Origin of the sequence: Streptococcus cristatus, assembly GCF_003943535.1 — a bacterium.
GTDB classification, from domain to species: Bacteria; Bacillota; Bacilli; order Lactobacillales; family Streptococcaceae; genus Streptococcus; species Streptococcus cristatus_L.
This window is the reverse complement of the sequence record NZ_RJPU01000008.1, coordinates 20,033-32,598: the sequence shown is the minus strand read 5'-3', so window position 1 is coordinate 32,598 and position 12,566 is coordinate 20,033. Positions and strand designations below refer to the sequence as shown.

The following is a 12,566-nucleotide window of genomic DNA, read 5'->3' as shown; positions in this document are numbered from 1 at the left end:
TTCTTTCTGAGCAGCTATTTCCTAAAGATTGTGTCGGGTACAGGAAAAAGTGATATAATTTACACAAGTAATGTTCCAAGTTTGGATCTGAAGCAAGGGAGATAGGAGCCACTGCTACTTACAGCTTCCAATTCTTATTTTGGAAATCAGTAAAGCTAGATTGTGAGGTTTTTTATGCGAATCAATGAACTAGGCCAGCCTATTGGAGAGGCTCTGTCGGACTTTAAACCGGGGGATCTGCCCAAGATGGAGCGAATAGAAGGACAGTATGTTGTCATTGAGCAGCTATCCAAGGACAAGCATGGAGCAGATTTGTATGAAGTGTATGGTCCGGATTCACCTGCTGATATGTGGACCTATCTCTTTCAAAATGTTGCTCAGAGTCAGGAGGAGTGGGATGGTTTGCTAGATCGGATGCTGGCAGCTCAGGATCGTTTCCACTATGCCATTGTGGACAAGGAGAGTGGCAAGGCGCTGGGAACCTTCGCATTAATGAGGATTGACCGAGGCAACCGTGTGATTGAAGTAGGCGCTGTGACCTATTCACCGCAGCTGAAGCGCACCAGACTGGCTACAGAAGCCCAGTACTTACTGGCACGCTATGTCTTTGAAGAGCTGGAGTATCGCCGTTACGAATGGAAATGCGATGCACTCAATCAGCCCTCAAGACGGGCAGCAGAGAGACTTGATTTCACCTATGAAGGCAGGTTTCGTCAGGCGGTCGTCTATAAGGGGCGCAACCGAGACACGGACTGGCTGTCTATGATTGACAGCGATTGGCCGGCCGTCAAGACTCGTCTGGAGAAATGGCTGAGCCCAGACAATTTCGACGAAAAGGGCCAGCAAATAAAAGCCTTGTCTGAGTTTTAACATTTGATTGAGTCTGGGACAAAAGTCCTAGCCTCTCAATTGTCTTTGGATTGTCGAGCAAGACGCAGTGGTTGAGTGGGCTCTACTACGCTGATTTCATCAGCTTTTACAGCCCTACTCAACTGTGCGGAGGTGGGACGACGAAATCGAATTCTAACGAATTACCGATTTCTGTCCCACTCTCTTTTTGTTTTTTAATTTTGATAAAAATGGAGAATTTTCTGATAAATTTTGATATAATAAAACGAACTACAGATAAAGGAAAAGAAAGAATGACTTTAGTTTATCAATCAACACGTGACGAAAATAATAGAGTAACAGCCAGCCAGGCGATTCTGCAAGGTTTGGCGACAGACGGCGGGCTCTTTACGCCCATTACCTATCCGCAGGTCGATTTGGACTTTGCCAAGCTCAAAGACGCTTCTTATCAGGAAGTAGCCAAGCTGGTTTTGTCTGCATTTTTGGATGATTTTTCTGAAGCGGAGCTGGACCACTGTATCAACCATGCCTACGACAGCAAGTTTGATGATGCGGCGATTGCTCTCTTGGTCAAGCTGGATGGTCAGTACAATCTAGAGCTTTTCCACGGAGCGACCATTGCCTTCAAGGATATGGCTTTGTCTATCCTGCCTCACTTGATGACAACCGCAGCCAAAAAGCACGGCTTGGAAAACAAAATTGTCATTCTGACAGCGACTTCTGGCGACACAGGCAAGGCGGCTATGGCAGGCTTTGCGGACGTTCCTGGGACTGAGATTATCGTCTTTTATCCCAAAGACGGTGTCAGCAAGGTCCAAGAGTTGCAAATGACGACGCAGACAGGTGCCAATACGCATGTTGTTGCCATTGACGGCAACTTTGACGATGCCCAGACCAATGTCAAGCACATGTTCAATGACACAGACCTACGAGCTCGTCTCTTGGGGCACAAACTCCAGTTTTCATCAGCTAATTCCATGAACATCGGCCGTTTGGTGCCGCAGATTGTCTACTATGTCTATGCCTATGCTCAGCTAGTGAAGACGGGAGAAATCACAGCAGGAGACAAGGTCAACTTTACAGTTCCGACAGGGAACTTTGGTAATATCCTGGCGGCCTACTATGCCAAGCAAATCGGTCTGCCGGTTGGCAAGCTGATTTGCGCATCAAATGAGAACAATGTCCTGACGGATTTCTTCAAGACTCAGGTTTATGACAAGAAGCGGAGTTTCAAGGTGACGACTAGTCCGTCCATGGATATTCTGGTTTCCTCTAACTTGGAGCGCTTGATTTTCCATCTGTCTGGTAACAGCGCTGAGAAAACGTCTGCCCTGATGGCGGCTCTGAATGAGCATGGACAGTATGAACTGACGGACTTTGACGCTGAGATTTTAGAGCTCTTTGCGGCTGACTATGCGACAGAAGAAGAAACAGCAGCTGAAATCAAGCGGGTCTATCAAGTCTCTAACTACATCGAAGACCCTCATACAGCCGTTGCGTCTGCTGTCTATCAAAAATATCTGGCAGAGACAGGTGATCAGCGCAAGACTGTTATCGCGTCTACCGCTAGTCCTTATAAATTCCCAGTAGTGGCCGTTGAGGCTGTGACTGGTCAGACAGGCCTCAGTGATTTTGAGGCTTTGGGCCAACTGCATGAACTTTCTGGCGTAGCCCTGCCACCAGCTGTGGATGGCTTAGAATCAGCACCAGTTCGCCACAAAACCACAGTCGCTGCAGACCAAATGCAGGCAGCAGTCGAAGATTACTTGGAATTGTAAAAATGGCTTAGAAAGCCTAAAATCAGCTGGATATCTGGCTGATTTTTTCTTAGGATGTCCAATGAAAGAAAGTGAAGTAGCTGATGCTTAAGAGGGAGAATTTTCTCTATGACGACGTATAAAAAAATCATGAATATCGCCTTGCCAGCTATGGCGGAGAATTTTTTGCAGATGCTCATGGGTATGGTCGACAGCTATCTGGTGGCCGGTCTAGGGCTGATTGCAATCTCTGGTGTCTCGGTGGCCGGTAACATCATTACTATTTATCAGGCAATTTTTATCGCGCTGGGGGCTGCTATTTCCAGTATCATTTCCAAGACTCTGGCGCAGGGGGACAAGGAGCATCTGGCCTATCATACAGCTGAGGCTATCAAGCTGACTTTGCTTCTGAGTCTTCTGTTGGGGCTGGTTTCCCTGCTCTTTGGCAGGCAGATGCTGGACCTTCTGGGGACGGAAAAAGCGGTGGCTGAAGCAGGTGGTCTCTATCTGGCTCTGGTTGGTGGGACTATTGTCTTGTTGGGCTTGATGACTTCCTTTGGAGCTCTGGTGCGGGTTATGCGCAATCCTAGATTTCCCATGTATGTCAGTCTTCTGACCAATGTTCTCAATGCCCTCTTTTCCGGTCTGGGGATTTACGTCTTTCGGCTTGGTATTGTCGGTGTAGCGCTGGGAACGGTGCTGGCTCGTTTGGTCGGTGTGCTGATTCTCTGGCGGGAGCTAGACTTGTCCACGATCCGCTGGAGCTGGGGCCTAGATGGCGAGCTCTTGCGCCTGTCTCTGCCGGCTGCTGGAGAGCGGCTCATGATGCGGGCAGGTGATGTGGTAATCATCGCCATTGTGGTCGTCTTTGGGACGGACGCAGTAGCGGGGAATGCCATTGGTGAAGTCCTGACTCAGTTTAACTACATGCCGGCTTTCGGGGTCGCGACAGCAACAGTCATGCTGGTCGCCCATGCGGTTGGCGAGGGTGATATGCAAGCGGTTGGTCTGATTCGTCAGCGGGCCTTCTGGCTGTCTTTTGCTTGCATGCTGCCCTTGGCTTTAGGGATTTTCGCCCTTGGTCGACCCCTGACCGTGCTCTATACGGACAATAGCGGAGCGATCACAGCTAGTCTTTCAGTTATCCTCTTTTCCCTGCTGGGAACTCCTATGACAGTGGGAACCGTGATTTACACAGCTGTCTGGCAGGGGCTGGGCAATGCTAGATTGCCCTTTTATGCCACGACCGTTGGCATGTGGCTGATTCGCATCATTGCGGGTTATGTGCTGGGCGTGACATTTGGCTTGGGCCTTCCGGGTGTCTGGGCTGGGACTCTCTTGGACAATGGCTTCCGCTGGCTATTTTTAAAGGTTTTATTTGACAGAAAAATGAGGGAAATTGCATGACAAAAGCGTTTATTTGGGATTTGGACGGCACCTTGCTGGACTCCTATGATGCTATTTTGGCAGGAATTGAGGAAACCTATGCTCACTATAGTCTGGACTTCGATAGAGCCAGTATTCACAGCTATATCCTAAAGCACTCTGTCCAGAAGCTTTTGGAAAAAGTAGCGTCTGAGAAAGGTCTGGACGCTGCCGAGATGAATGCCTTCCGTGGAGCAAGCCTAAAGGAGAAAAATGCTCAGGTCCATATGATGGAAGGAGCTGCGGAGATACTGGCTTGGGCTAAGGAGCAGGGCATTGCCCAGTTTGTCTATACCCACAAGGGACTCAATGCCCATCAAATCTTGCAAGACTTGGGCATTCATGATTATTTTACAGAAATCATCACAACAGCCAATGGCTTTGAGCGCAAGCCCCACCCAGAAGGTGTCGACTATCTGGTCGAGAAATACGGTCTGGACAAGCAAGAAACCTACTATATCGGCGACCGGACGCTGGATGTGGATGTTGCCGTCAACAGTGGCATCCAGAGCATTAACTTCTGTGACTACCGACCAGAAATCAATCAGAAAATAGAGAAGTTGCTGGATATCAAGCAATTATTTACAAGATAAAAAGCAGACTAGAACTGATTTACTGTCAGTCTAGCCTGCTTTTTCTTTTACATATGCTCAATGTGAAGTTCTAGCAAGAACTCAAGAGCCTCGGGAGTACAGTTCTTTTTTTCAATAGGGAAGCCGACATTTGGCCCCAACATGATATAAAAATCTTCCTTGGTATTAAAAACTTTGACGATGTCATCATAGCTATAAAGAAACTCTCCTCGTTTGCTTTTCACAGAAAAGTTATCTTTCTCAAATATAAGAGTTTGCTCCATATCCTTCCAGAAAGGAGTTTTTTGATAGGCTTTCTTTATCTGAAAGTCCATGCCAAAGTATATGGCTGAGAATGTAATCAAAGATGCAAATAGCATGGTAAACACAGAGAATCGCTTCAGTTGCTCAGGTATAAAGGTCAGATAGAGCGACATGATTCCTATAAAGATGAGAATATTTAGTAAAAATCCTTTTCCACGTATGAAAACAGACCATGCAAATCGTTGATAGACTTCCTCAGTCACAAGAGTTGGAATGGTTATTGGGAACATGCTTTACCTCCTAGTTTTTATTATTATACCATAGAAGAGCGACAAGATATAGCTGGCTCTTGCTAGGCGATGCCATCTTTTATAGGAGGCGAGAGATAGTCCCATTTTTATCTAAAACCAGCACATCTGGCATGTTTAGGCTGCGCCAGAAGTCATAATTAATGCTGGAGTCAAATGCGCTCAGCAAGATGCAGATCAGGTTACCGTGGGAGCTAATGATAATTTCTTCGTTTTGGTGTTTGCTTTCCAGTTCATGAAGAAGAGCTAAGGCACGCTGTTGAGCTTGCTGATTGGATTCACCATCAACAAGTGAAAATGTTGGCCGTGACCAAAGTTGCATGAGACATTCTTCAAAGTCTTGGTCGGTAATCGCTTGACTACTTAGTTTTCGCTCTATTAGTCGTTTGTCGGTTTGAATAGCGAGTTTCAGACTCTGAGCCAAAGGCTCAACCATTTGGATAGCTCTTCGGTAGGGGCTGGAATAAATAGCGGTAATGGGTTTATCTGCTAAAAAGTCAAGCTGCGCCAAGGATTCTTGTCCTTTATCTGATAATGGTCGGTTGATTTCATCAGGTGTATAGTTAGAATGCGCATGACGGATAAAATAGTAGGTGTTGTTCATAAGATGATTATAGCAAAATTTAAATCTCAATTCATTTTCTACCTATTTTCCACGCCGCCTTTTCTGTCTTTGCCCGCCTTTCGTGTTATAATAAACCTATGGAAAAAAAGAACAAATTATTATTAATCGACGGTTCGTCCGTTGCTTTTCGCGCTTTTTTTGCGCTTTATAATCAAATCGATCGTTTCAAGAGTCCATCGGGCCTGCATACCAACGCCATTTATGGCTTCCACCTCATGCTCAATCATCTCTTGGAGCGCGTGCAGCCGACTCATGTCCTGGTAGCTTTTGATGCTGGCAAGACGACTTTCCGGACCGAGATGTACGCCGACTATAAGGCTGGTCGGGCCAAGACGCCGGATGAATTTCGTGAGCAACTGCCCTTTATCCGTGAAATGCTGAAGCACCTAGGCATTCACTACTACGATTTGGCTCAGTATGAGGCAGATGACATCATCGGAACCTTGGACAAGATGGCTGAAAAGACAGCAGTGCCTTACGATGTGACCATTGTCAGCGGCGATAAAGACTTGATTCAGCTAACGGATGACAATACCGTGGTGGAGATTTCCAAGAAAGGTGTGGCCGAGTTTGAAGAATTTACCCCAGCCTACCTCATGGAAAAGATGGGCATCACACCAGAGCAGTTCATTGACCTCAAGGCGCTGATGGGCGATCAGTCGGATAATATCCCCGGAGTGACCAAGATTGGTGAGAAGACTGGTCTCAAGCTCCTCTTGGAGTATGGTTCTTTGGAAAATCTCTATGAAAACATTGACCAGCTCAAGGCTTCCAAGATGAAGGAAAATCTGATCAATGACAAGGACAAGGCCTTTTTATCTAAAACTCTAGCTACTATCAATACTCAGGCTCCGATTGAAATCGGACTGGATGATTTGGTTTATAAGGGTCCGCAGGTAGAGGCTCTGAGCAAGTTCTATGACGAGATGGGCTTCAAGCAGCTCAAGGCTCAGCTAGGGACTAGTCAAGAGCCGGTAGAAGTCAAACCAATTGAATTTACCAAAGTGACTGAGGTGACAGCGGATATGCTGGCACCAGAGCAATTCTTCTATTTTGAAATCTTGGGTGACAACTACCACAAGGAAGAGATTGTCGGCCTTGCTTGGGGAGATAGTCGTCAGATTTATGTTGGCTCCAGCGATTTACTACAGCAACCTCTCTTTCAGGAGTTTTTGACAAAAACAGCTCTGAAAACCTACGATCTCAAGCGGACTAAGGTACTGCTCAGTCATTACGGCATTGAACTGCCGGCAGCAGCCTTTGATGCGCGTCTAGCCAAGTATCTGCTTTCGACGGTCGAGGATAATGAGCTGGCGACTATTGCTCGCCTCTACGGCCAAACAATTCTGCCGACGGATGACGAGGTTTATGGCAAGGGAGCCAAGCGCGCTTTGCCGGAGCAAGAGCAGCTCTTTAAGCATCTAGCTCGTAAAATCCAAGTGTTGCTGGAAACAGAAGAGCCAATGCAAGAACAGCTCCGTTCCCACGATCAGCTGGATTTGTTGCTTGAAATGGAGCAGCCTCTGGCCTTTGTCCTAGCCAAGATGGAGATTGCAGGAATCAAGGTTGAGCGGGAAACCCTGCAGGGCATGCAGGCGGAAAATGAAAAGACGCTGGAAAGTCTGACGCAGGAGATTTATGATCTGGCTGGTCAGGAGTTCAATATCAACTCACCGAAACAGCTGGGAACCATTCTCTTTGAGGATATGGGATTGCCACTGGAGTACACCAAAAAGACCAAGACGGGCTACTCGACAGCAGTTGATGTGCTGGAGCGTTTAGCACCCATTGCACCGATTGTGTCTAAGATTCTGGAATACCGTCAAATCAGCAAGCTCCAGTCTACTTATATCATCGGACTTCAGGAGGCGATAGCGGCTGACGGCAAGATTCACACTCGCTATGTTCAGGATTTGACCCAGACGGGCCGCTTGTCCTCGGTTGATCCGAACCTGCAGAATATCCCCGTTCGTTTGGAGCAGGGGCGTCTTATTCGCAAGGCCTTTGTGCCAGAGTGGGCAGACAGTGTGCTTCTCAGCTCGGATTATTCCCAGATTGAGCTGCGGGTGCTGGCTCATATTTCTCAGGACGAGCATTTGATTGCTGCCTTTCAGCATGGAGAAGACATTCACACGGCTACAGCCATGCGGGTCTTTGGTATTGAAAAGGCAGAGGATGTGACGCCGAATGACCGCCGCAATGCCAAGGCTGTCAACTTCGGAGTAGTCTATGGCATTTCCGACTTCGGACTGGCTAATAATTTGGGCATTTCCCGTAAGGCAGCTAAAGACTACATTGAGACTTATTTTGAGCGCTTCCCTGGTATCAAGAATTATATGGAAACCATCGTTCGCGAAGCGCGTGATAAGGGCTATGTAGAGACCATTTACCATCGCCGTCGCTCCTTGCCGGACATCAATTCCCGCAACTTTAACATCCGAAATTTTGCGGAGCGCACAGCTATTAACAGCCCCATCCAAGGATCTGCCGCAGACATTCTCAAAGTCGCTATGATTAATCTGGACCGAGCACTGACAGAGAAGAATTTCAAGTCTCGCATGCTCTTGCAGGTTCACGATGAAATCGTGCTGGAAGTGCCAAATGACGAGCTAACAGCCGTCCGCCAGCTAGTCAAAGAAACCATGGAAGCCGCGATTGAGCTAGCCGTTCCACTAGTGGCTGATGAAAATGCCGGCCAAACTTGGTACGAGGCGAAGTAAGATAAGATACAAAGAGCGTCAAAAAACGACTGAAAATCAGGAATCTGGCCGAAGGAGTCATGCTCCTAGAACGGATTATCTATTTTCTAAGGTTTTAGCTCGTATTCAGTTTAAGATATCAAGGGCGTAAAACACAAAGTGAAAATAGAAAGCTGACACAGAGAGTGGGACAGAAATCGGTAATTCGTTAGAATTCGATTTCGTCGTCCCACCTCCGCACAGTTGAGTAGGGCTCTAAAAGCTGATGAAATCAGCGTAATAGAGCCCACTCAACCACTGCGCCTTGCTCGACAATCCAAAGACAATTGAGAGGCTAGGACTTTTGTCCCAGCCTCGAGGGAAACCATCTTTTTTGTACCGCATTTGGCTAATATATCATTGTAAAAAAGTTGAAAATTATTTATAAAACAGGAGGAAGTTTATGACTTACCATTTTCAAAATCCCAGTGACGGCGTTGTCAAGCGCTATCTAGAAACCAGCAAGGTGATTGCCGTTGTCGGTCTATCAGACCGTGAGGAAACGACCAGTAACCGTGTGTCCAAGGAAATGCAAGCGCGGGGCTATCGGATTATCCCAGTCAATCCGCGAGCAGCGGGCAGTCAGATTTTTGGTGAAACGGTTTATGCCAGTCTCAAAGATATCCCTTTCCCAGTGGATATTGTCGATGTTTACCGTCGTAGCGAGTTTTTGCCAGATGTGGCGCGTGATTTTCTGGAAGCAGATGCCAAGATTTTCTGGGCTCAGTTGGGCTTGGAAAATGAAGAAGCTGAGCAGATTTTGCGGGAAGCTGGTTATGAAGATATCGTTATGGATCGCTGCATCAAACGCGAGCATACCCGCTTGATTCTAGGCGAATAAGATGACCAAGTTAGTTATCATTCATGGTAATTCTGGCTCTGGCAAGTCGAGTTTGGCTAAGAAACTGCAGGCATACTATGGTCGAGGGACTCTTTTGATTGCGCAGGACACAGTTAGACGGGACATGCTCAAGGAAAAAGTCGAGCCGGGAAATTTGTCTATTGACCTGACAGAGACATTGGCACGCTTCGGCTACGAACATGATTTGCTGGTCTTGGTAGAAGGTTTCTATGAGACAGATATTTATGGGCACATGCTAGAGCGTTTGCGGAATTTATTTGGTTCTCAGACTCTAGCATATTACTATGATTTGACTTTCGAAGAAACCGTCCGCCGCCATCAGACTAGAGCGAAGCAAGAAGAATTTACCCCGGCCGACATGAAGCGCTGGTGGAAAGATCGAAATTTCTTAGGCTGGCAAGAAGAATCGTTCTTTAGGGACGAAGATTCCTTGGAGGCAGCCTTTGAGCGGATCGTTCAGGATTTAAAGAAAATTTGAAACGAAGCACAGGAGGAAGAACTTCTGTGCTTTTTGCATCAAAAAGGCATTTTCAGAAATTTTAAATAAATTTTGAGAAAAATATCACACAAAATGTTGACAAAATTATTTCACAGGATTACAATTAGATTACAAAATATTTCTTTTGTTACAAAAAAGTTTTAAAGAATATATTTTAGTGGGGTAAGATGTCCCCTATGCAAGCCAACATCGCTACTATCGTTTAGCAAATTGATGATAAACTGACAAGGAGATTCCATTATGAAACGTAGTAAATTTATTCTATTGACAGCCACTGCCTTATGCTCTGCTTTCCTGCTCGCAGCCTGTAGTTCCAAACCTTCCACGGAGGCTAGTAGTTCTACCTCTCAGAGCTCTAAAATTAGCAGTTCTAGCAAGTCTTCTACCAAACCATCAGCTAAGCAAAGTTCTGCTTCTAACTCCGTGACATCCTCTTCAACTCCTCAGACATCTAGCGACCAGAGTGTTTCCAGCCAGGCTGAGAAGCCCGTGGACAACAAGACTTCAGCAGATTCGAACACGTCACCAACTCCAGCTGCCCCAGTGACTCCAACAACTTCCGGTATGGATGTCAATGCTCTAGCAAATGGTGATTTCTCTAGCATTGCAGGTACTTGGCAAGACGATTTGGGCAATCAATTAGTATTTGATGCAAATGGCTTGGTGTCTCATACTTACAGAGGAAATGAATCAAGCGACTACACTTTGACAAATAGTCAAGTATATGAAGGTAAGTTTGGAGCGTTTTTAACTCATAAATCAGGGAATCAAGTGGCCTCCTTCACAGCCATTCCTAAAGGAGCTCGTCTTTATGATACTGGAAGTGAAAATCCGAAAGAACGCATTTTAGTGGGGCAAGATTTTACCTATGCAAGCCAACATCCCTACTATCGCGTAGCGAATTGATGTATTGAATGATGAACATCGTGGTGCGAGTGACTTTCCAAGGTACTCGTCATGCTGACAATATAAAAACAAGGAACAGAATTAATTGCTGTTCCTTTTTCTTTGCTTTATCGAAAAAAGTTTGTTCATAGGGCTGTTTTGGATTATTTTTTTGTAAAATGGCTCTTTCTTCTCCAAAAATTGGTACAATAAAAGAAAGCGTTTTAATCGAATGATGAGGTAGTAACGATGAAAATATCTTTAGAAGAAATTCAAAGAGTTGCCAACCAAGGCCCTTTCTATCCAGACTGGGACTCTCTTGCGACCTATCAAGTTCCCCACTGGTTCAAAAGGGCTAAGTTTGGGATTTTTATCCACTGGGGACTTTACAGCCTTCCTGCCTTTGGGAGCGAGTGGTACTCTCGAAATATGTACATCCAGGGTACGGCAGAGTTTGACCATCATATCAAAACTTACGGGCCTCACAAAGATTTCGGCTACAAGGATTTTATCCCACTCTTTACTGCCGAAAATTTTCATGCGGACGAATGGCTGCGCCTCTTTAAAGAAGCGGGAGCCCAATACATGTTTCCAGTGGCGGAGCATCACGACGGCTTCCAGCTTTATGCCAGCCAGCTCTCTTCTTTTAATAGTGTGGAAATGGGCCCAAAGCGTGACATCTTGGGGGAATTGAGTCAGGCAGCCCAAAGAGAGCAGGTTCATTTTTGTACTTCCTCCCATCGGGCGGAGCATCATTTTTTCTTTTCACATGGGAAGGAGTTTGCTAGTGACATTGCCAGCGAAGTCAGTCGCGAGGAACTCTATTGGCCGGCTATGCCAGAGCCAGACCACCATGATTTGTTTGGTCAGCCTTATCCGAGTCAGGAGTTTCTAGATGATTGGCTCCTGCGCACCTGTGAGTTGGTTCGAGATTACCAGCCTGAGATTTTGTATTTTGACTGGTGGATTCAGCATGCAGCTTTTAAAGAGTATATAAAGCTTTTTGCGGCCTATTACTATAATTTAGGAGCAGCTTCTGAGAAGCCGACTAGCATCTGCTACAAGCATGGTGCGCTGGCTTTTGGTGCGGGGATTGTGGAAGTGGAGCGCGGCGGTTTCGCAGAGATCCAGCCTTTCACTTGGCAGACGGATACAGCTATTGCGCGAAATTCTTGGGGTTACACAGAAAACCTTGACTATAAATCAGCTAAAGAAATCATCCAGACCTTGATTGATGTTGTGTCCAAAAATGGGAATTTGCTGCTGAATATTGGGCCAAAAGGAGACGGGGCGATTCCAGAAAAAGATCAAGAAATCTTGAGAGAAATCGGGGCTTGGCTCCAAGTGAATGGTCAAGCGATCTATGATTCACGCGCGTGGAGGCAATTTGGAGAAGGTCCGACACAAGTAGATAGTGGGCCATTTTCGGATGGAAAAAACATCCCGTATACAAACCAGGATTTCCGTTTCACGGCCAAGGGCGGAGCGGTGTATGCCTTTTTGATGGAGCCTGCAGTAAATCAGTGGCTGACGATTCAGGCTTTGGCTGACGAAAGAGAAAATCCCGCTTCTCGCTTTCATGGTATCATAGAAAAGCTATCTTTACTAGGCTATGATGAAGCGCTTGAATGGGAGCAAATGCCTCAAGGTTTGTGTCTTTTCATGCCGAGTGTAGCAGCCGACTTACCCTTGGTAGTGAAAGTCCAACTGCGTTAAATCTAGACGAAAAAATGAGGCTGGGACAAAAGTCCTAGCCTCTCAATTGTCTTTGGATTGTCGAGC

Annotated in this window: 11 protein-coding genes; 9 read left to right on the top strand and 2 right to left on the bottom strand. The window is 46.3% G+C overall.

Annotated features, from left to right (window positions below):
• The first annotated feature begins 174 nt into the window (after nt 1–174).
• The 4 genes from D8790_RS09095 to D8790_RS09075 all read left to right on the top strand — a co-directional run bounded on the left by D8790_RS09095 (nt 175) and on the right by D8790_RS09075 (nt 4,624).
• Nucleotides 175–870 (top strand): GNAT family N-acetyltransferase, encoded by a 696-nt coding sequence (locus tag D8790_RS09095; RefSeq protein ID WP_125388366.1) that lies wholly within the window; start codon nt 175–177, stop codon nt 868–870.
• Nucleotides 871–1,142: 272 nt separating this feature from the next.
• Entirely contained in the window at nt 1,143–2,627 is a 1,485-nt protein-coding gene (thrC, locus tag D8790_RS09085; RefSeq protein ID WP_125388365.1) for a threonine synthase, read from the top strand.
• A gap of 108 nt (nt 2,628–2,735) precedes the next feature.
• Nucleotides 2,736–4,013 (top strand): MATE family efflux transporter, encoded by a 1,278-nt coding sequence (locus D8790_RS09080; protein WP_125388364.1) that lies wholly within the window; start codon nt 2,736–2,738, stop codon nt 4,011–4,013.
• The gene (locus D8790_RS09075; protein ID WP_125388363.1) at nt 4,010–4,624 is read left to right on the top strand and encodes an HAD-IA family hydrolase; all 615 of its coding nucleotides are present in this window, start codon (nt 4,010–4,012) and stop codon (nt 4,622–4,624) included. Before D8790_RS09080 ends, D8790_RS09075 begins: the two co-directional genes overlap by 4 nt.
• 47 nt (nt 4,625–4,671) lie before the next feature.
• Here the strand turns inward: D8790_RS09075 and D8790_RS09070 are convergent, their stop codons facing one another.
• Together D8790_RS09070 and D8790_RS09065 are read right to left on the bottom strand one after the other, a co-directional pair.
• Nucleotides 4,672–5,157 carry a YcxB family protein gene (locus D8790_RS09070; protein ID WP_125388362.1) on the bottom strand — a complete coding sequence of 162 codons (486 nt, stop codon included), beginning with the start codon at nt 5,155–5,157 and terminating at the stop codon, nt 4,672–4,674.
• Between the two features lie 79 nt (nt 5,158–5,236).
• Nucleotides 5,237–5,779: a histidine phosphatase family protein gene (locus tag D8790_RS09065; RefSeq protein WP_125388361.1), complete on the bottom strand. Its 543-nt coding sequence runs from the start codon at nt 5,777–5,779 to the stop codon at nt 5,237–5,239.
• Between the two features lie 98 nt (nt 5,780–5,877).
• On the opposite strand from D8790_RS09065, the gene polA reads away from it, so the two are divergent.
• From polA to D8790_RS09035, 5 genes are all read left to right on the top strand, one after another.
• On the top strand, nt 5,878–8,520 hold the full coding sequence (gene polA, locus D8790_RS09060) for a DNA polymerase I (protein WP_125388360.1): 2,643 nt from the start codon (nt 5,878–5,880) through the stop codon (nt 8,518–8,520).
• A 421-nt stretch (nt 8,521–8,941) separates the two neighbouring features.
• On the top strand, nt 8,942–9,379 hold the full coding sequence (locus D8790_RS09050) for a CoA-binding protein (RefSeq protein WP_125388359.1): 438 nt from the start codon (nt 8,942–8,944) through the stop codon (nt 9,377–9,379).
• A 1-nt stretch (nt 9,380) separates the two neighbouring features.
• A complete protein-coding gene (locus tag D8790_RS09045) occupies nt 9,381–9,878 on the top strand; it encodes a kinase (protein ID WP_125388358.1) in 498 nt (165 codons plus the stop codon).
• Between the two features lie 261 nt (nt 9,879–10,139).
• Nucleotides 10,140–10,805: a DUF6287 domain-containing protein gene (locus tag D8790_RS09040; protein ID WP_125388357.1), complete on the top strand. Its 666-nt coding sequence runs from the start codon at nt 10,140–10,142 to the stop codon at nt 10,803–10,805.
• A gap of 228 nt (nt 10,806–11,033) precedes the next feature.
• Nucleotides 11,034–12,500 (top strand): alpha-L-fucosidase, encoded by a 1,467-nt coding sequence (locus D8790_RS09035; RefSeq protein WP_125388356.1) that lies wholly within the window; start codon nt 11,034–11,036, stop codon nt 12,498–12,500.
• Nucleotides 12,501–12,566: the final 66 nt, after the last annotated feature.